Raw genomic sequence first — 19,456 nt, 5'->3', positions numbered from 1 at the left:
ATCAGGCCCAGTCTTTAGAACGTTCGATGGCCTTTTTCCAGCGTTGATACAGATGCGTTCGCCGCTCGGATTCCATCGCAGGCTGAAATTCAACATCCAGAGCCCAGTTCTGAGTCACTTCCTTCTGATCATGCCAGAAGCCGACTGCGAGCCCTGCCAGATAGGCGGCCCCCAATGCCGTCGTCTCATGCACAACTGGTCGTTGCGCGGGCACATCCAGCATATCTGCCTGGAACTGCATCAACAGCTGATTGGCAGCTGCGCCTCCATCTACTTTGAGGTTTTTCAGCTTGATTCCGGAATCCTGCTCCATTGCATGCAGGACATCACAACTTTGATAAGCCAGCGATTCCAGAACGGCTCGCGCTACATGTGCTTTCGTAGAGCCGCGCGTTAAACCGATTAAAGTTCCCCGCGCATTCTGATTCCAGTAAGGCGCTCCCAGACCAACGAACGCAGGCACAAAGAATACGTCTCCTGAATCTTCTACCTGCGCGGCCAGACTTTCTACTTCTTCGGCTGATTTAATGATCTGCAAACCATCACGGAGCCACTGAATCGCAGCGCCGGCAATAAACACAGATCCTTCCAGACAGTAAGTAACTTTCCCATTGATACTCCAGCCAATCGTCGTCAACAGCCCCGTGGTAGAGGGAACAGGCTTGTCGCCCGTATTCATCAGCATGAAACAGCCGGTCCCATATGTATTCTTGGCAGAGCCTGTTTCAAAGCAGCCCTGTCCGAATGTTGCTGCCTGCTGATCGCCGGCAATTCCCGCTATTTTGATCGGTGCGCCGAACAGTTCGGGCGATGTTTCTCCATAGACTTCACTGGAACTTTTCACCTCCGGCAGCATTGCCCGTGGTATATCGAATATCTTCAGCAGTTCATCGTCCCATTCGTGCGTATGGATGTTGTACAACAGAGTTCGACAAGCATTGGTGGGATCGGTGACATGGACTTTGCCCCCTGTCAGTCGCCAGATGATAAAAGAGTCGATTGTACCGAACAGCACTTCACCCTTCGCAGCTTTCTCCCTGAGCCCTTCAATCTCGTTCAACAGATATTCAATTTTAGTACCTGAGAAATAAGCATCGAGGACCAGTCCCGTTTTCTCACGGAACAGTTTTTCGTATCCTTCCGCTTTCAGCTGATCACAGCGTTCTGCGGTCAAGCGGCTCTGCCAGACGATCGCATTGGAAACCGGTTTACCTGTATCACGATCCCAGATCACGATCGTCTCACGCTGATTCGTAATACCGATGGCAGCGATCTCCGAATGGCTGGCACCAGACTGCTCTATTACTTTTTGAGCGGTTGACAGCTGCGATTCCCAGATCGCGTCAGGATCATGTTCGACCAGGCCGGGCGAGGGAAAGATCTGTTCAAATTCCTGTTGAGCAGTCACCTCAATTCTTCCCTGATGATTAAACAGGATCGAGCGGCTGGATGTCGTTCCCTGATCCAGCGCTAATACATACTTAGCCATTTGAAACTCCTTGAGGCGAACACAAACTCCAAAGCAAGATACTTGAATGCTTACATCCTGTTACATTAAGTAAGCAGAGCCGGGTACACAAGGAATTCCTGAGAAATCTTACGGAGTGCGAGGTTTGCAGGTCTCTTTAACTCGATCCGATGTTCTCAGGAGTGCGCATAAAAAAACTGATGGCGAGAGAAATCATTTCTCAAGCCATCAGTCAGTCACACTTAATGGTACCTCCTGCAAAGTACCAGTGTTTCAGCAGTCTGTCCTAGTGGTATGCTTGCATTCCGTGCTCAGACAGGTCCAGACCTTTCAACTCATCTTCTTCCGATACTCTCAGTTGTCCGATCACTTTCAGGATCGTGAAGAGAATGAACATGGTGACAAAGGCGTAAACAGGGATAACAACAGATCCCAGAATCTGAACACCCAGGTCATAGTCTCCAAAGATACCAGTGGCTACTCCACCCCAGACACCACACAAGCCGTGGACAGGGAAAGCACCAACAGGATCGTCGATTTTCAGTTTTTCCAGTGCCAGGATGCCGAAGACAACCAGCAGACCAGCGACGACTCCGATGATCAGAGCTTCGATGTTGGTCACACTGTCACAGTTAGCAGTAATACCAACCAGACCAGCCAGAACACCGTTCAGAGCCATGGAAATATCAGGCTTACCGTACATGATCCAGCCAAGGATCATGGCTCCTACACCACCGGCTGCAGCAGCCAGAGTTGTATTCGTTGCAATTAACATCACAGCGTTAGTATTGTCTGTTCCGGCGAATGCCAGCTGACTACCAGGGTTGAATCCATACCAGCCGACCCACAGGATGAATACACCCAGTGTTGCCTGTGCAATATTGTGTCCTGGAATTGGAACTGACTTGCCGTCTTTGAAGCGACCGATACGGGGTCCCAGAACCAGAGCACCAGCCAGACCGGCAAATCCACCAACAGCGTGTACAACAATTGAACCAGCAAAGTCATAGAAACCTTTGGCATCCAACCAGCCACCGCCCCATTTCCAGTAACCGCTGATTGGATAAATAATCCCGGTCAGAATGATACTGTAAATCAGGTAAGAGCTGAATTTCAGACGACCGGCGACAGCACCGGAGACGATAGTAGCAGCGGTAGCAGCAAACGCGACCTGGAACAGGAAGTCAACCTGTGGGTGAAGTACGCCTGGACCTGCTTCACCGGCATCACCGATTCCAAATCCTGCGTATCCAAAGTAGCCGTTTCCTGCATCACCAGGATACATCAGTCCGTAGCCGACGGCGAAATAAATCAGCACGCCAACACAGACATCCATTAAGTTCTTAAAGAGAATATTGATCGTGTTCTTGGAAGAGTTAAATCCTGACTCAACCATTGCGAAACCGGCCTGCATGAACAGAACCAGAACAGCACACAACAACAGCATGCTGTTATCAAGAGCGTAGTAAACTTCAGATAATGAAAGTGGGGGGGCTTCTTCAGCGGGAGCTTCCTCAGCGGGAGCTTCCTCAGCAGGAGCCTGTGTCTCCGCCGTCGCTTCTGCTGCGGGCTTTTCTGTCGGTTCAGCTTCATCAAAAGCCAAAGTGGGTTGAGAGAACGCTAATACTACGACAAGGCTTGCCGTTAAGCCTGTGAGCGCATGTTTCCAATTCATTTTGTCGCAAACCTTTCCCGGAGTCTAATCAGTCGTTGTTTCTTCTACGGTTTTGACAATCGTTATCCTGATTAAGGCCCCTAAATACCAATCAATAATTTGAGCACTTTCTTTGGTGGTTGGACTTAATGCAAACAGTGTGCCTCAATCATATTCCGGGAGAGGTTCAATGCACTTATCGTGTTTGTTAACAGTCACTTAAAAACTATCACAATAAATTCATATTTGTTGGTTTTAACATTTTGTAACATTTTCAATGCAGGTTAATCAGGCATGATTCAGCGATCCTGCCTTCTGTTTAAGCAGATCGACTGCATTTTTCTTCCGCAATCTGAATCCGCCCATTTTCATTGGACACTTATGAGCGGATCTCATGATTCCAGAATCAACCTGCGGCCTCTTGATCATCTGGCTTCAGCGACACCCCGCTCGCTGCCAACTTGGCAGTCAGACTGCGAATCTCGAAACACACTGTTATTGCAATCCCTTGCAATAAAGTATCTTACGACTCCTAAATCTGATTGGCATGATGATTGCATTTATCCACCGGCGTGGTCAGGGTCCAGACAAATCCCTGCCAACTTTGTTGTATTACACCTAAACGTACTCACGTGACAGAGAGTGCATGCAAGTCAATCTGTCATCTGCGTGAGAGATCATCGTGGTCATGGGCAAATATTATTGGCCATTATTGCTGGTTGAGGAGAGACTGTGGCAAAACTTTTAAGCTTTGACGAAGAGGCCAGGAAGAGTTTATTGGCAGGAGTCGCCAAATTGTCGCGAGCTGTAAGCAGTACGCTTGGGCCGCGAGGGCGAAATGCTGTCTTGGACAAAGGCTGGGGAACACCAAAAGTAACTAAGGACGGTGTCACCGTAGCAGAAGACATCGAACTGGAAGATCCCTTCGAGAACATGGGAGTCCAGCTGGTAAAAGAAGCAGCTTCAAAAACAAATGATGTTGCCGGCGACGGAACCACCACTGCAACGGTTCTGGCAGAAGCCATTTTCCGTGAAGGTCTGAAGTACATCGCTTCAGGTGCTGATCCAATGGCATTGAGCCGTGGTGTTCAGCAAGCCGTTGAAGCAGTCGTCGAGCAGATCGGAAAGATCTCCAAGGAAGTCAAAGGCAAAGACAAAAAAGCCATTGAAACCGTGGCTACGATTGCCGGAAACAATGATCCGGAAATCGGAAAAATTCTGGCAGACGCCCTGTTAAAAGTGGGCGCTGATGGCGTGATCACTGTCGAAGAAGGACGTGGCGTCTCAACCGAAGTCGACCTGGTCGAAGGGATGCAGTTCGAACGCGGTTTCCTGTCACCTCACTTTGTTACCGATGAAGATAACCAGGTATGTGATATGGAACGGGCTCACATTCTGATCTACGAAGAAAAGATCAGTTCAGCCCAGGCTCTGGTACCACTGCTGGAACAGGTTTCCAAAGATGGCTCTCCACTGCTGATCATTGCAGAAGATATTGAAGGTGAAGCACTGGCAACTCTGGTTGTCAATAAATTACGCGGCATCCTCAAAGTTTGTGCCGTGAAAGCTCCCGGATATGGCGACCGTCGCAAAGCGATGCTGGAAGACATCGCCGTGCTGACAGGCGGTAAAGCAATTTTCAAAGATCTGGGCATCAAGCTGGAAGCTGTTGAACTGAAGGATCTTGGCCAGGCCAAGAAGATCCATATCAGCTCTGACAACACTACGATTGTCAGCGGCGGCGGAAACAAAGCTGCTGTCAGCGGTCGTGCTGATCAGATCCGAGCTGAAATCGAAGTCACCGACAGCGAATATGATCGCGAAAAACTTCAGGAACGCCTGGCCAAACTGGCAGGGGGAGTGGCTCAGATCAATGTAGGTGCTGCTACCGAAACCGAAATGAAGGAACGCAAAGACCTGATCGACGATGCTCTCGCCGCAACGCGTGCTGCCATCGAAGAAGGTATTGTTCCCGGTGGTGGAATTGCTCTGCTGCGATCCAGCAAAGCACTCGACAGCCTCAAACTGTCTGGCGATCAGGCACTGGGTGTCGCACTGGTTCAGAAAGTTCTGGAAATGCCTCTGCGAGCGATTGCAGAAAACGCAGGACAGGATGGCTCTGTGGTTGCAAACCGTGTCAAAAAAGACAAAAGCAGCTCATACGGTTATGATGCTCTGAATGATCGTTATGGCGACATGTTTGATTTCGGTGTTGTCGATCCTGCTAAAGTGGTTCGCTCCACACTGCAGAACGGTGCCAGTGTTGCCTGCCTGCTGATGACAACTGATTCCATTGTTGTCGAAGAACCCAAGGACGAAGAAGACGATCACCACCATGATGACCACCACGACATGGGTGGTATGGGCGGCATGCCCGGAATGGGTGGTGGTATGCCTGGAATGGGCGGCATGCCCGGCATGGGTGGCTTCTAAGTCACAATCGCCATCCTCTTCTCAAATTCATGAAAGAGGATGGCAACAGGGCCTGCATCGGCTCATGACGACATAAGACAAATTACTTCCGGGAACTGCTCCCGGATTCACACATACAACCAGACTAATTGGAATACTTGGGAGTTAACATAATGGAACTGAATCCTCTTGATGACCGTATCGTGATTGAACCCAATGTTGCAGAAGAAAAAACTGCTGGTGGGATTGTTCTGCCTGACACAGCTCAGGAAAAACCACAGAGCGGTACTGTAATCGCTGTGGGTCCTGGCCGTCTGCTGGAAAGCGGTGAACGTTGTCCGGTTGCCGTTGAAGTCGGTGATGAAGTTCTCTACGGAAAATACGGCGGAACTGACATCGAAGTCAGTGGCAAAGACGTGAAAATCCTGCGGGAAAGCGACATTCTTGCTAAAATCATCAAGTAAAGAACGTATCTGAATCGAACAACCAGGACAGAGATCTGCATTGCAACACACAAGCTTATCTCTGTCTGCTTCGAGTATCTTAATCAATCACAAATCACGCAGGGGAGAACGGAGCAATCCGATCGAAAGTTCGTTCCTGTTAAACAGAGGAGTTTATAAGCGTGGCAAAGCAACTATTGTTTGAAGATCGCGCACGTACCAAGCTGCAAAAAGGCGTGCAAACTATCAGCGACGCTGTAGCCATCACCATGGGCCCTACCGGGCGCAACGTGATCATCGATAAAAATTTTGGCAACCCCTTGGTGACCAAAGACGGTGTTACAGTCAGTAAAGAAGTAGAACTCGAAGACCCGTTCGAAAACATGGGAGCGAAACTGGTTAACGAAGTGGCTACCAAAACCAGTGATATCGCCGGTGATGGAACTACAACTGCGACCGTTCTGGCCCGCTCTATCTATCAGGAAGGCCTGCGTGGCCTGTCGCTGGGTGCCAACCCCATGATCGTTCGTCGTGGCATCGACAAAGCAGTCGAAGCTGCTGTCGCTGCGATCGAAGCACTGGCGAAACCTGTGACTGAAAAAGCAGAAATTGCCCAGGTTGGTGCCATCTCTGCTAACAATGACAACGTCATCGGAAACCTGATTGCCGATGCTGTTGAAAAAGTAGGCCGTGACGGCGTGATCACCGTTGAAGAAGGTAAGGGTAACGAAACCACTCTCTCTTTCGCTGACGGGATGCAGTTTGACAAAGGTTACATTTCTCCTTACTTCGTGACTGATACAGAAGGTATGAAATGTATTCTGGAAGACTGCTATATTCTGATTCACGAATCCAAAATCTCCGCTCTGCGAGATCTGGTACCTCTGCTCGAAAAAGTTTCGCAGACAGGGAAACCACTGTTGATTATTGCTGAAGACGTTGAAGGCGAACCACTGACCGCACTGGTCGTCAACAAACTTCGTGGCGTGCTCAACATTGCTGCTGTTAAAGCTCCTGGCTTCGGTGATCGTCGCAAAGCCATGCTGGCCGACATCGCTGTACTGACAGGTGGTACCGTTATTTCTGAAGATCTGGGAATCAAACTGGAATCAGTGGAACTGGCTCAACTGGGTCAGGCCAAACAGGTTGAAATCACCAAAGATTCCTGCACCCTGATCGAAGGTGCCGGCGAAACTGAAGCTCTGCAGGCACGGGTCGCTCAGATCCGCGGACAGCTGCAGAAAACGGACAGCGAATACGATCGTGAAAAGTATCAGGAACGTCTGGCAAAACTGACTGGTGGCGTTGCCATCATTTCTGTCGGTGCAGCAACTGAAGCAGAAATGAAGCAGACCAAAGCCCGTATGGAAGACGCTCTGCATGCAACTCGGGCTGCTGTGGAAGAAGGCATTCTCCCCGGCGGTGGCGTTGCTCTGCTGCGATCCATTGAAGCCGTTGAAAAAGTCAAAGGCAAAAACGACGACGAGAAAATCGGTATCAATATTGTTGCCCGTGCTCTCGAAGGCCCAATTCGTCAGATCGCAGAAAACTGCGGAACTGATGGTGCCGTTGTTGCCGATGAAGTCAAACAGCTGACCGGCTCCAAAGGTTATAATGCCAACAGTGGCGAATACGTCGACATGTTCAAAGCAGGAATTATTGATCCGGCCAAGGTCGTGAAAAACGCCCTGAAAAATGCTGCTTCAATCGCCAGCCTGATGCTGACGACCCAGGTACTCGTCACCCGCAGTGACAGCACCGAAGGTAAAAAGCTGGCTGACGTCGAAGGCAGTGTTCGATAGTTTCTGAAAACGACTGAGTCCAGTAACTGGAATTCAGGAGAAACGTTGAGATAACAGACGGGCCGCCGTAAAATGGTGGCCCGTTTTTTTCGGTTCTGATTAGAACTACAATTGTGAGAACTTCACCAGAGCGGACATGGTGGTGTTCAAAACTTTTAGATATACGACGAGTTGTGATTTATGGCATCGAAACGCGATTATTATGAAATTCTCGGCGTATCGCGCGAAGTGACCACCGTAGAAATCAAAAAAGCGTACAAGAAACTGGCGCTGGCAAATCATCCGGATCGCAACCCCGGGGATGAAGAAGCCGTCAAACGTTTCAAAGAAGCCGCTGAAGCATTCGAAGTTCTGGGTGATGATAAAAAACGCGCCCATTACGACCGCTATGGGCACGCCGATTTCGGAGCAGGCGGCGCGCATCAGTTCCACGATGTGTCCGACATCTTCAGTGCTTTTGGAGACTTGTTTGGAGGTTTTGGCTCCCGGTCTTCCCAGCGCAGCGGGAATCACCCCCGCCAGGGCGAGAGTCTGCAGACGACCATTCAGATTGATCTGCTCGAAGCTGCCTCAGGCGTCGAGCGGGAAATTCAAATCATGCGGCAAGAGCCGTGTGAAACCTGTAACGGTTCCGGAGCCAAACCAGGGACATCTCCTGACACCTGTGACTATTGTGGCGGAGCCGGTCAGGTCGTACAGTCCCAGGGATTTTTTCGCGTACAAACCACGTGCCCCCGCTGTCGTGGCGGAGGTACGATAATTAAAGAAAAATGTAGCGACTGCCGGGGTGACGGTCGGATCAATCTGGAAAGCTCACTGACAGTTGACGTTCCTCCCGGTGTCGATAATGGAACCCGGCTTTGCCTGAGAGGTCAGGGGAATCCCGGCTATAACGGCGGACCCCGCGGCGATCTGTTTGTCAGCGTGGGCGTCGATGAGCATCCGCTCTTCAAGCGACACGACGAACAACTCAGTTGCCACGTTCCTATTACTTATACCCAGGCCGTTCTGGGGGCAACCATTGAAATTCCCACACTGGAAGGGCGGCACGAACTCAAAGTGCGTTCGGGAACCCAGCCGGGTGAAGTGTATCGCCTGAAAGGTCTGGGCATGCCGAATGTCCACGGCGGTCGTCGCGGCGACCTGCATGTGGTCGTTCAAATTGATGTCCCCAGGAAAATTTCAGAGCGGGAAGAAGAGCTGCTGCGTGAACTGGCAGAGATTGAGCACGCGGAAGTCTCATCCCACCGCAGCCCGAACCGTAATTCGTTTTTTGACAAATTGAAGGAATACTTCACACACTCTGATTAGAGAGTGTGAAATTTGAGTCCGTCAATTTGGTTTCTATATAATCAAAACAGTTTGAGAGAACGTAGCAGGTCAGAAACATGACAGACATGGAACAACCAGAAGAGATTCAAAACCAGGCCGAAGAAATTCCGGTTGAGGAGAATGAAGTGGCAGAAGAAGCGCCAACCGTTGAAGAACAGTTGCAGACCGCAATTTCTGAACGAGATGAGAATCAGAATCGCTTTCTGCGTTCTCAGGCCGAGCTGGATAATGTCCGCAAACGCTACCAGAAAGAAATGGAACAGGTCCGCCAGTATGCGGCGGCTCCCTTTATCCAGGATCTGTTACCGGCGCTGGATAATCTGAAACGAGCCGTTGACGCTGCCGAAAGTGCCGACCAGGTTGGTGACCTGAAACAGGGCGTCGAAATGGTGGTAAAACAGATCGTCGATGTCTTCTCAAAGCATAATGTGACAGCCATCGATGCCCTGGGAAAACCGTTCGATCCGAATCTGCATGAAGCACTGCAGCAGATGCCTTCTGATGAACATCCACCGATGACAGTCATTCATGAGCTGGAACAGGGTTTTATTCTCAATGACCGAGTGGTACGCCCCACCAAAGTCATTGTTTCATCCGGTCCTGCCCAAAGTTAATTACTTCTCATTGCCTTTTTAATTGTGAGTCTCTATCGATGCCAACTTATGATTATGAATGTTCCCAGTGTGGTCATAAATGGGAAGAATTTCAGTCGATTACCGCAAAACCCCTGAGGAAATGCCCCGAGTGCGGAAAACTGAAAGCGAAACGTGTGATCGGTGCCGGTGGCGGAATCATTTTCAAAGGTTCTGGCTTTTACCAAACTGATTACCGGAGCAGCTCTTACAAAAAAGACGCTGCCGCTGATTCCAAAGCCCAATCATCCAGTTCGGATTCAAAAAGCGGCAGTGATTCAGGTGCTTCCAGCAAGAGTGGATCTTCCGATTCCTGATTACCTTTGATATTTTCACGGGAATGATCTATAAGAGAATCAAACTCCTGGTCCATCACCCCTGTATTGACAGGTGGTCAATGTCAGGCGAGCACGTGAGCGTGCGGACCATTTCGACCAACGTGCCATTTCAGGTCTGATAAGACTCTCTGAATTCGCTCCACTTTTTGTCTGAGGATCCGATGATCCAACCACAAACATGTCCCATATGTCGAAAAGTCGTCACGCTCCAGGCGAACGACGATCAGTCCCCCTTTCCATTCTGCAGCAAGAAGTGCCGCGATGTTGACTTCTTTCGCTGGTCGGATGGCCGCTATGCGATTGTAGAAGAACTCGATCCGCGTCTCATCGAGTTGCAGCAACTGGAGCAAGAAGGTGAAGACTATTAAAGAGACTTCATCGGACGTTCCAGTTCTCCCCGAAAACCCTGACAGCGAACACACTACTGGCCTCTCTCCCATTGCAAAAGGAACGATTTACGGCCTGTTATCGGCGCTGGCATACACGGCAGCCAACATCTCTTTGCGCGAAGCGGCTGTCGATAACAATGCGGACTGGGCCATCTGGATTTCTGCTTTAAAATCAGTCCCTGCCACCATTGTGGGCTGGGCTCTGGTTATCTACCGCGGATCTCAGGGACTTCCCGCACTGCCTCCACGACGACTGGTCATCCCCTTGATTCTGACCGGGCTGGTGATGCAGTTTGGCGGCAACGTCATGTTTCAATGGTCGCTCAGTCTGGGAGGACTGGCCTTTACCGTCCCCCTCTGCTTCGCCACATTGTTGACCACGGGAGCTTTGCTGGGACGGATCTTTCTGGAGGAAGCGATCACGCCGCGCATGTTTGCATCCATGCTCATTCTCACTGCGGCGATCGTGATCCTCAGCCTGGGAGCCCATCAGGCTGAGGAATCCGTTTTCGAAAATATGGAACATCATTCCAACGCAATGGCGACTGTGGCATTGACGATTTTTGTAGCAGGCTTTGCCGGCTGCTCGTATGGTGCAGGCGGCGCAGTGATTCGCGGTTCAGTCCGCGGTGAAACATCTATCTCCGCCACTCTCGTATTGATCAGCACAACAGGACTGATCTGCCTGACAGGTGTTGCCGTTTATCGACTGGGAATCTCCATATTCTGGATCACCACCCCCTGGCAGTACCTGGTTATGCTGGTAGGCGGTATCATGAACGCCATCGCGTTTTTCGCCATTGGTGCCTCCATGAAATATCTGACGGTCACCCGGGTCAACCTGTTAAACGCATCTCAGACAGCAATGGCAGCGTTTGCCGGTGTCCTCTGTTTTGGTGAGCAGTTAACTGTGTGGCTGTTATGTGGAACCGCTCTGACAATCGGCGGTTTATTCCTGATGGAAAAGAAACGACCTACAATCCCGAACAGCAGCCTGACTCAGCCAGCCAATATTTCAGACCCACAGGAAAAAGGTCCTTCAGATGAATCATGATTCCGCTTCACCCGACTGGCCCCGCATGCAGGCGGAGATTCCCGTCCCTCCCGAATTACCCTATCCGGAAGTGGATTGCGACTGGCAGGCACTCCATTCTTCACCGATCATCGATCCAACAGCCTGGGTTACACCGGACGCTATTGTTACGGGTAGAGTTCGCCTCAAAGCACGCAGTACGGTCTGGCATCAATGTGTACTGCGCGGCGATCTGGAATATATCGAAGTCGGAGAAGAGACCAACGTGCAGGATGGATCGATCCTGCATACCGATTATCAACACCCCTGTATTCTCGGCGATCGTGTGACACTGGGACACGCTGCCATCGTGCACGGCTCGATCGTGGAAGATGACGCCATGATCGCCATCGGTGCTACAGTCCTCAGTCGATGTGTCATCGGTAAAGGTGCGTTAATCGCAGCAGGTGCTCTGGTACGGGAAGGCATCCACGTTCCCCCCGGTACGCTCTGGGCTGGTTGCCCGGCCCGGCAGATCAAAGTACTCACCGAACAGCAGCAGGAACGTCTCAAAGCGACCTGGCAACACTATGTGAATCTGGGCGCTGCCAGTCTGCAGCGTTTCGGTAGAGATCATATCGATGCACTGATGACTGAGATTTAATGGCCGATGAACCTGTTCACAGGTTCAAACTCTCTTATAAAAACCTCTTACCACATCTGCTTTTTGCCTCGAAAACAGTCGACTGAGTATGGTATCCTGAGGATTCAGTTTTTCAATGAAACTAATTAATTCAGGATTATCCAATGAATACCGACCGACCTCAGACTTCCCCCACAACGACGCGACGTGAATTTATCAAGAACGGCACTGCAGCAGTTGCTGCTGCTTCTACTTTTACGAGTGCCGCATTCGCTGATTCCTCTCAGCTGACATCCCTGCAAACCGGTCTGTTTGCCGGAAGCAGTGATGTAATTCGTGTCGGTCTGGTTGGTTGTGGTGGACGGGGAACCGGGGCCGCCGCACAGGCGCTGGCAGCAGATCCAAATGCCAAACTGGTTGCCATGGGGGATACCTTTTATGACCACCTTGATAAGAGCTTCCAGAACCTGAAAAAGAATCCGGTCGCCGAACAGGTTCAGGTCGACGCCGATCACAAATTTGTCGGCTTTGATGCATATCAGAAAGTGATCGACTGTGTCGACGTCGTGCTGCTGACAACCCCGCCTCACTTCCGTCCCATGCAGCTGCGGGCTGCGATTGAAGCGGGTAAACATGTCTTCGCAGAGAAGCCGGTTGCCGTTGATGCCCCCGGTGTGCGTTCCGTTCTGGAAACCTGCAAGCTGGCTAAACAAAAAAATCTTTCGATTGTCTCCGGACTCTGCTGGCGATATCACCAGGGTATGCGGGAAACGTTCAAGCAGATTCACGAGGGAGCGGTCGGCGATGTAATGGCCATTCAATGCAGTTACAACACCCGTGGATTATGGATGTTTGAGCGGCAGCCTGAATGGAGCGACATGGAATGGCAGATGCGAAACTGGCTGTATTTCACCTGGCTTTCCGGGGATTTCAATACAGAACAGCATGTTCACAGCCTGGACAAAATGGCGTGGACGATGAAAGATCAGACCCCGCTTGCCTGTAGTGGGACCGGCGGCCGACAGACGCGTACTGGCAAAGAATATGGCAATATCTATGACCACTTTGCCATTGTCTATGAATATCCCAATGGCGTGAAAGGGTTCAGCCGCTGCCGTCAGCAGGATGGCTGTGCCGTCGATGTCTCTGATCATGTCTTTGGTACCAAGGGACGTGTCGATGTCTTTAAACATCGCATCTATGATCCAAAAGGTGAAAAGACCTGGGAATTCCGAAACAAAAGTAAAAACATGTATCAGGTCGAACATGACGAATTCTTCGCAAGCATTCGCTCAGGTGAACCAATCAATAACGGCGATTACATGACAAAGAGTACCATGCTGGCGATCATGGGACGTATGGCTGCTTATACCGGGAAATCGATTACCTGGGAAGAAGCCATGAATTCAAAAGAAGACCTCACTCCTGCCAGTTATGATTGGGGTCCGATTCCGGTCCCCCCCGTCGCGATGCCCGGGGTCACCGCGTTCAAATAACATCAGTTTGATCGTAGTTTTCCATCCGATAGATTTTAAAACGTCTGCAGTTTACCTGCAGGCGTTTTTTTTGCGACAAATTGTCTCTACACCAGATTTTCATGTTCGCAGAAATTCTTTGAGATTATTGAGTTTTTCGAAACATTTTCTCGTCTCCCGGGTTTGATTTTTGTAGCTTAAATGTGATCGAGGTACACAGTCACTTCCACAAACATATCAATGCATCCTGAAGGATATTGATCGGTGGAAAATCGACCTTGAACCTGATCTCAATTTGACAGATTACCAGTGCTGTAAACCCACTGGATCAAGAGACTTAACATTTCTAAATTACATTTCTGGAGACCCTCAAATGCGTATGTCACGTCTATTATCAGTTGGTGCTGCTTTGTTTGCAATCAGTGCCTCCACACTTGTATCTGCACAGCCTCCTGAAGGGGGAGATCGTCCAGGCAGAGGCGATAATCCCGAAGGACGTCAACGTGGAGATCGTGACCGCGGTCCCCGGGAAGGTGGCCCCCGTGATGGCAGAGGAGGTCCAGGCGGACGTCCTAATTTCATGCTGATGCTGCCAATCTTCATTACACTCGATGTCAACAAAGACGGTGAGCTCTCTAAAGAAGAGATCGAAAACGCGACTGTCGCACTTCAGAAACTGGACAAAGACAAAAACGGAAAACTGACCGAAGATGAACTGCGCCCCGATTTTGGTGGCTTCGGTCGTCGTGACGGTGATCGTCGTGGCCCGGGAGGATTCGGTGGTTTTGGCGGTCGTCGTGAAGGTGATCGTGGAAATAGTGGCGGCGACTTTGTTGAACGCATGATGGCCAATGATAAAAATAAAGACGGCAAACTTACCAAGGAAGAACTCCCCGAAAGAATGCAGTCTTTGTTTGATCGAATTGATGCCAACAAAGACAAGGAAGTCGATAAAGACGAGTTGAAGAAAATGTCAGAACAGTTCAACGCTCGCAACCGATCAGGTGGCAGAGATCGTGGCGACCGCGGTGGTCGTGAATCAGATGGGGATCGCCCCAAGCGTCCCGAATCTGACAACTAATCTGCGTCCTGACTCAACAACCGCTGTAATCCGTTTGGTTCATTAACGTATCCAGTTCCAGGGAAGATGCCATGCAGCTTAAAATCGCTGTCTTCGCTTTGTTGATGTTAATTTCCTCAAGCGTTCAGGCAGACTGGATGCGTTTTCGTGGACCAAATGGCTCAGGGGTTTCAGAAGAAAAGCAGGCGACGCCTGACAGATGGAGTCCTCAGCAGAACCTCAAATGGAAAGTGGCTCTGCCAGGACATGGTTCATCCAGTCCGATCATTGTAGGTGATAAAGTTTTTGTCACCTGCTGGTCGGGCTACGGGATGACTCGCAATGATCCCGGAGATCAAAAAGATCTGCTCAGACACCTGGTCTGCCTGGATCGAAAATCGGGGAAAATCCTCTGGGACAAAACGGTGAAACCGGTACTTCCCGAAGATGTCTACACAGGCATGTTCGCCGAGCATGGATATGCATCGCATACCCCCACTTCAGATGGCAAAAATGTCTACGCCTATTTTGGTAAATCGGGAGCAGTCGCCTACGATCTGGATGGCAACAAGTTGTGGCAGACGATCGTCGGAGATGAACTGGATCCTCGCAGATGGGGTTCTTCATCAAGCCCGATTCTTTACAAGGACCTGCTGATTGTGACCGCTTCGGCTGAAAGTGAAGCCCTCGTGGGTCTCGATAAAAAGACCGGTAAAGAGGTCTGGCGCCAGGAATCAACGGGCTTTAACGCAACCTGGGGCACTCCTGTTCTGGTTAAAGGGGATGATGGTGAAACCGATCTGGTTCTGGGTGTCCCCTATGAAATCTGGGGCATGAATCCAGAAAACGGCAAACTACGCTGGTACTGCCAGGCTATGGACACAGACACCTATTGCTCCAGTGTGATTGCAGAGAACGGCATCGTCTACGGCATTGAAGGTCGTAACGGTGGATCGATTGCCGTCAAAGCAGGGGGCAAAGGGGACATTACCAAAACAAACATCCTCTGGACGGGTCGAGATGCCAACCGGATTGAAACACCGGTGCTGTACCAGGGACGAATTTATTTCTTCTCGCGCGGTATCGTCAACTGTATCGACGCTAAAAACGGAGAACGGATCTTCCGTGGTCGGCTGGAATCAGGAGATTCCGTCGCCTCGGATAACCGGGATGAGGAAGCCGGCGGCAACCGCTTTGGTGGACGCGGGGGTCGAGGTGGCGGCGGAGGCTTTCGAGGCAGCGATTATTCGTCACCGGTCATTGCAGACGGAAAGATTTATTTCACATCCCGCTCCGGTGAAACCTATGTCATCAAGGCCAGCGATCAACTGGAACAGATCTCTGTGAATCGCCTGACCGATGACAATGAAGATTTCAGCGCATCACCTGCCATCAGCGATGGAGACCTCTTTATCCGCTCAGACAAACATCTTTACTGCGTGGGAAAGTAAAGGTCGTCAGAGTCGAATCTATTCGGACGTTTCACCCTGAATCGTTACGACCAGACGGCGGCTCCCCCCATGATTGCGGTGCTCGCATAGATAGATTCCCTGCCAGGTCCCCAGACAGAGACGACCTTCGCTGATCGGGATCGTCAGAGAATTTCCGAGCAGAGAGGCTTTGACATGTGCAGGCATATCGTCGGGGCCTTCACAGGTATGCACGTAAGGAAATGATTCCGGTGCAATCTTATTGAAAGACATCTCCAGATCGACGGGGACATCGGGGTCCGCATTTTCATTGATCGAGAGTGAAGCGGAAGTATGCATAATAAAAACATGCATCAGCCCGACTTTGATTGTTGAGAGTTCGGGGATTTCACTGAGCACTTCTCGAGTGACAATATGAAACCCACGTCGAAACGCAGGCAGACGAATCTGCTTTTGTATCCAGGCCATGTTGGATTTCTCTCTTAAACGTTGTGAGTACGATCCGGAGCCGCCGCACATTGAGCTCGCCAGCGGAGCCAGTGGTCCACCAGTGTGATCGCAATCATTGCTTCCGCAATCGGAACAAAGCGGGGCAGCAGACAGGGATCATGCCGCCCTTTCGTGCGAATCGTGGTTGCCTCTCCCTGGCTGGTGACCGTCGGTTGTTCAATCAGCAGACTGCTTGTTGGCTTGACGGCGGCACGAAAGACAAGTGGTTGCCCTGTGGAGATTCCCCCCAGACTGCCACCATGACGATTCGTGGCTGTCGCGATCACAGGTGATTCACTGTCGTCACTTTCCTCTGCAACAAAGTGATCGTTGTTCTCACTGCCACGCATGGTCGCACAGCCGAACCCTGAACCATATTCGACGCCCAGAACGGCGGGAATGCTGAACAGGGCTTTGGCTATATCCGCTTTCAGTTTGTCGAATACAGGCTCTCCCAGTCCTGCAGGAACATTGATGGCGGCAATTTCTGCAACGCCGCCGATGGAATCCCCATCTTTTCGGACCGAATCGATGAAGTCAAACATCTGGCGCGCCAGATCATGATCGGGGCAACGGACCGGGTTCATCGTGCCATCCGCATAAGTTTCGACCTGCTCCGAAGTGATCGACGTTGGATCGGAGATTTCTGCTTTGAGATGCCCCACTTGAGTCACATAACCAATGACTCGTCCGCCGAATGCGGCATCCAGAATCTTCTTGGCGACCACTCCCGCGGCAACACGGACATTCGTTTCGCGTGCACTGGAACGACCACCACCGCGATAATCACGGAAGCCGTATTTAGCATCGTACGTGTAGTCCGCATGACCGGGGCGATACTTGTCTTTGATATCGCTGTAGTCTTTACTGCGTTGATCTTCATTGCGGATGAGAATCGCCAGGCTGGTTCCGGTGGTGATGCCCTCAAATACACCGGAGAGGATTTCCGGGTGATCTGCTTCTTTCCGCTGCGTGACAATCTTGCTTTGTCCCGGTTTGCGGCGATTGAGGTCAACCAGCAGATCTTCCACGCTGATCGGAATTCCCGGGGGAACGCCATCAATAATCACTACATTGCCCGGACCGTGGCTTTCGCCTGCTGTTGTAATCCGAAACGCTTGTCCAAAACTGTTTCCTGCCATACCCTGATTGTAGCGGGACTTCGGGGAATTTCATCCTTCCCGGCTCTCTCCGCGGTATGAATTCAGCGAGAAGGTAGGAATTGTTCCGAATATTCCCGCTTCAAACCTGCAGGAATTGGTAATGCCCGCTAAAATACCGGCTCAACAGGGTTCATAAAACCGGACCCTGTTTAAATGTATCGAACCAGCAGGTCTGGTCATGGAACAGAAAAGAAAGACGAGAGACAGTGTCGACCCAGCCACCACAGCAATTTCAGACGCCTCCCGTTTCAGGCTGCATGATTCTGAGTCTGATGATTTTCATGGGCTGTATGCTGCCTCTGATCTTCGTCGATCTGGCTGAGACCGCCTTACGCAATCTGCACCTCAGTCCTCAGGCTGCCATCCTGGTTCTGTTTGGGATGATCTTTGGCTCGCTGATTAACTTCCCCATCTCTCGCTTTCCACTCGACCGGGAAGTAAACGTCCCTGTCTTTGAATCCCTGGCGGGTATGCAGTTGATGCCGAGAATGCAACGAATGCGACAGGAAGCAGTCATCGCCGTCAATCTGGGGGGCTGCGTGATTCCCGTCCTGCTGGCGGTCTGGCTCTCTCGTTTTATTATTGGAGGAGGCCTGACACCAGTCCTGGTAACCATCGTGGGAATCTGCCTGAATACGATAGTCTGTTATCGTACTTCGCGGCTGGTACCGGGAATGGGTATCGCGATGCCTGTCTTCATTCCGCCATTGGTGTCGGTAATCGCGACGATCCTTGGTTTTGGGATCATCGGACCTTTAACGGGCAATGCCGATATGAATTATCAGGCACTGTATGCCCCCATCGCTTTTGTGATCGGCATTTCAGGTCCGCTGATTGGAGCTGACCTGTTTCACTGGAATGACTTCAAAAAACTGGATTCCCCATCAATCAGCATCGGCGGAGCAGGGACCTGGGACGGAATTGTGCTCTCAGGCATGATTGCTGCTCTCATTGTTTAGGCGGAGCCGTTCTCAGCAGACCCTCCACCAGGGGGACCACATCTCGCTTGTAAGTGTATCCATCCTTACCATATTCACGACGCTCGTTATCGAAGCGTTTCACCAGTTTCCCCTGCCGATCATAAACATAAGTCGCCGGCATTGATGCCAGATCCAGCGTGGGAAACAATTCCTCCGCGGGCACATTATTGATGATGTTGGTCATGTAGGCTTTCTGTTCGGTGAGAAATTTTTCGACCGGCGCGCGATAATACTCGGGTGGATAATTCTTACCTCCGAAGTAATCACAATTGAAGGAAATACAGACGACCTCAACCGGGTTCTGGTCCTGCAAAGCAACAAGATCAGGAAATTCTCGCAGACAGGGAGGACAGGAGGTCGACCACAGATCGACCACCACAATTTTCCCCTGACTTTTACTCACGACCTGCTCGACGTAGCGCCAGTCTGCAATTTTCAGCGAAGGTTTCTCAACCGAGCCCCCGCTCACTGTACCTGCCCCTGTTTGTTCTTTGGTGTCAGAGCCACAGCTGGAAAACAGAAATAAAAGTGTCGCAGCAATCAGTGGAAGCCGGATTCGCTTTTTTTGAAAAAAGATTGTGAATGTTTGTTGTAAATTGAACTTCATTCTCTTGGTACTCTCTCGGGGAAAGCTTTACACTTTAGTCTCTGTTCAAGTTTACTATACTGTGCTGAAAACGAACAGACGAGAACAAGAGACGAAACATATAAGCAGCAGGGCCCTTTGGTCCCTC

General features: G+C 50.7%; 18 protein-coding genes. 13 read left to right on the top strand and 5 right to left on the bottom strand.

Annotated elements, in window-relative coordinates; all coding sequences use genetic code 11:
- Position 1: 1 nt before the first annotated feature.
- The gene (gene glpK / locus ACN0YN_RS09510; protein WP_417384765.1) at positions 2–1,489 is read right to left on the bottom strand and encodes a glycerol kinase GlpK; all 1,488 of its coding nucleotides are present in this window, start codon (positions 1,487–1,489) and stop codon (positions 2–4) included.
- 265 nt (positions 1,490–1,754) lie between these two features.
- Positions 1,755–3,143, bottom strand: coding sequence for an ammonium transporter (locus tag ACN0YN_RS09505; protein WP_417384764.1), 1,389 nt, complete (start codon positions 3,141–3,143; stop codon positions 1,755–1,757).
- Positions 3,144–3,854: 711 nt separating this feature from the next.
- On the opposite strand from ACN0YN_RS09505, the gene groL (ACN0YN_RS09500) reads away from it, so the two are divergent.
- From groL (ACN0YN_RS09500) to ACN0YN_RS09445, 12 genes are all read left to right on the top strand, one after another.
- Positions 3,855–5,555 (top strand): chaperonin GroEL, encoded by a 1,701-nt coding sequence (gene groL, locus ACN0YN_RS09500; protein WP_417384763.1) that lies wholly within the window; start codon positions 3,855–3,857, stop codon positions 5,553–5,555.
- A 152-nt stretch (positions 5,556–5,707) separates the two neighbouring features.
- Positions 5,708–5,998, top strand: a complete 291-nt coding sequence (groES, locus tag ACN0YN_RS09495) for a co-chaperone GroES (RefSeq protein WP_417384762.1) — start codon at positions 5,708–5,710, stop codon at positions 5,996–5,998.
- A 161-nt stretch (positions 5,999–6,159) separates the two neighbouring features.
- Entirely contained in the window at positions 6,160–7,779 is a 1,620-nt protein-coding gene (groL, locus tag ACN0YN_RS09490; protein ID WP_417384761.1) for a chaperonin GroEL, read from the top strand.
- A gap of 180 nt (positions 7,780–7,959) precedes the next feature.
- Positions 7,960–9,090, top strand: coding sequence for a molecular chaperone DnaJ (dnaJ, locus tag ACN0YN_RS09485; protein WP_417384760.1), 1,131 nt, complete (start codon positions 7,960–7,962; stop codon positions 9,088–9,090).
- 77 nt (positions 9,091–9,167) lie between these two features.
- Positions 9,168–9,725, top strand: coding sequence for a nucleotide exchange factor GrpE (gene grpE / locus ACN0YN_RS09480; protein WP_417384759.1), 558 nt, complete (start codon positions 9,168–9,170; stop codon positions 9,723–9,725).
- A 38-nt stretch (positions 9,726–9,763) separates the two neighbouring features.
- Positions 9,764–10,060, top strand: coding sequence for an FmdB family zinc ribbon protein (locus tag ACN0YN_RS09475; protein ID WP_417384758.1), 297 nt, complete (start codon positions 9,764–9,766; stop codon positions 10,058–10,060).
- Between the two features lie 182 nt (positions 10,061–10,242).
- Positions 10,243–10,449, top strand: a complete 207-nt coding sequence (locus tag ACN0YN_RS09470; protein ID WP_417384757.1) for a DNA gyrase inhibitor YacG — start codon at positions 10,243–10,245, stop codon at positions 10,447–10,449.
- Complete coding sequence (locus tag ACN0YN_RS09465) at positions 10,436–11,524, top strand: DMT family transporter (protein WP_417384756.1); 1,089 nt, start codon at positions 10,436–10,438, stop codon at positions 11,522–11,524. The genes ACN0YN_RS09470 and ACN0YN_RS09465 overlap by 14 nt, the downstream gene beginning before the upstream one ends.
- Entirely contained in the window at positions 11,514–12,146 is a 633-nt protein-coding gene (locus ACN0YN_RS09460) for a gamma carbonic anhydrase family protein (RefSeq protein WP_417384755.1), read from the top strand. The genes ACN0YN_RS09465 and ACN0YN_RS09460 overlap by 11 nt, the downstream gene beginning before the upstream one ends.
- Before the next feature lie 143 nt (positions 12,147–12,289).
- A complete protein-coding gene (locus ACN0YN_RS09455; RefSeq protein ID WP_417384754.1) occupies positions 12,290–13,621 on the top strand; it encodes a Gfo/Idh/MocA family protein in 1,332 nt (443 codons plus the stop codon).
- 352 nt (positions 13,622–13,973) lie between these two features.
- On the top strand, positions 13,974–14,681 hold the full coding sequence (locus tag ACN0YN_RS09450; protein ID WP_417384753.1) for an EF-hand domain-containing protein: 708 nt from the start codon (positions 13,974–13,976) through the stop codon (positions 14,679–14,681).
- A gap of 71 nt (positions 14,682–14,752) precedes the next feature.
- Positions 14,753–16,111 (top strand): PQQ-binding-like beta-propeller repeat protein, encoded by a 1,359-nt coding sequence (locus ACN0YN_RS09445; protein ID WP_417384752.1) that lies wholly within the window; start codon positions 14,753–14,755, stop codon positions 16,109–16,111.
- An 18-nt stretch (positions 16,112–16,129) separates the two neighbouring features.
- On the opposite strand, the gene ACN0YN_RS09440 is transcribed toward ACN0YN_RS09445, so the two are convergent.
- Both ACN0YN_RS09440 and aroC read right to left on the bottom strand, forming a co-directional pair.
- Positions 16,130–16,558, bottom strand: a complete 429-nt coding sequence (locus ACN0YN_RS09440) for a secondary thiamine-phosphate synthase enzyme YjbQ (protein ID WP_417384751.1) — start codon at positions 16,556–16,558, stop codon at positions 16,130–16,132.
- A 14-nt stretch (positions 16,559–16,572) separates the two neighbouring features.
- Positions 16,573–17,721 (bottom strand): chorismate synthase, encoded by a 1,149-nt coding sequence (aroC, locus tag ACN0YN_RS09435; protein ID WP_417384750.1) that lies wholly within the window; start codon positions 17,719–17,721, stop codon positions 16,573–16,575.
- Positions 17,722–17,948: 227 nt separating this feature from the next.
- Here aroC and ACN0YN_RS09430 point away from each other — a divergent pair, with 227 nt between their 5' ends.
- Positions 17,949–18,701, top strand: coding sequence for a DUF1614 domain-containing protein (locus tag ACN0YN_RS09430; RefSeq protein ID WP_417384749.1), 753 nt, complete (start codon positions 17,949–17,951; stop codon positions 18,699–18,701).
- On the opposite strand, the gene ACN0YN_RS09425 is transcribed toward ACN0YN_RS09430, so the two are convergent.
- Positions 18,691–19,191 (bottom strand): TlpA disulfide reductase family protein, encoded by a 501-nt coding sequence (locus ACN0YN_RS09425; protein ID WP_417384748.1) that lies wholly within the window; start codon positions 19,189–19,191, stop codon positions 18,691–18,693. The two genes, ACN0YN_RS09430 and ACN0YN_RS09425, sit on opposite strands and share 11 nt — an antisense overlap.
- Positions 19,192–19,456: the final 265 nt, after the last annotated feature.

The sequence above is a fragment of the Gimesia sp. genome, from assembly GCF_048260065.1.
Classification (GTDB): Bacteria; Planctomycetota; Planctomycetia; order Planctomycetales; family Planctomycetaceae; genus Gimesia.
The sequence above is the reverse complement of the archived record's forward strand: the minus strand, read 5'-3'. Positions and strand labels throughout refer to the sequence as shown.

Excerpts from the sequence above, each read along its gene's own strand:
- ACN0YN_RS09450 (WP_417384753.1), top strand. The coding sequence starts at position 13,974 with ATGCGTATGTCACGTCTATTATCAGTTGGTGCTGCTTTGTTTGCAATC.
- ACN0YN_RS09470 (WP_417384757.1), top strand. The coding sequence starts at position 10,243 with ATGATCCAACCACAAACATGTCCCATATGTCGAAAAGTCGTCACGCTC.
- ACN0YN_RS09440 (WP_417384751.1), bottom strand. The coding sequence starts at position 16,558 with ATGGCCTGGATACAAAAGCAGATTCGTCTGCCTGCGTTTCGACGTGGG.
- glpK (WP_417384765.1), bottom strand. The coding sequence starts at position 1,489 with ATGGCTAAGTATGTATTAGCGCTGGATCAGGGAACGACATCCAGCCGC.
- ACN0YN_RS09445 (WP_417384752.1), top strand. The coding sequence starts at position 14,753 with ATGCAGCTTAAAATCGCTGTCTTCGCTTTGTTGATGTTAATTTCCTCA.
- grpE (WP_417384759.1), top strand. The coding sequence starts at position 9,168 with ATGACAGACATGGAACAACCAGAAGAGATTCAAAACCAGGCCGAAGAA.
- aroC (WP_417384750.1), bottom strand. The coding sequence starts at position 17,721 with ATGGCAGGAAACAGTTTTGGACAAGCGTTTCGGATTACAACAGCAGGC.
- ACN0YN_RS09460 (WP_417384755.1), top strand. The coding sequence starts at position 11,514 with ATGAATCATGATTCCGCTTCACCCGACTGGCCCCGCATGCAGGCGGAG.
- ACN0YN_RS09475 (WP_417384758.1), top strand. The coding sequence starts at position 9,764 with ATGCCAACTTATGATTATGAATGTTCCCAGTGTGGTCATAAATGGGAA.
- ACN0YN_RS09455 (WP_417384754.1), top strand. The coding sequence starts at position 12,290 with ATGAATACCGACCGACCTCAGACTTCCCCCACAACGACGCGACGTGAA.
- ACN0YN_RS09505 (WP_417384764.1), bottom strand. The coding sequence starts at position 3,143 with ATGAATTGGAAACATGCGCTCACAGGCTTAACGGCAAGCCTTGTCGTA.
- dnaJ (WP_417384760.1), top strand. The coding sequence starts at position 7,960 with ATGGCATCGAAACGCGATTATTATGAAATTCTCGGCGTATCGCGCGAA.
- groES (WP_417384762.1), top strand. The coding sequence starts at position 5,708 with ATGGAACTGAATCCTCTTGATGACCGTATCGTGATTGAACCCAATGTT.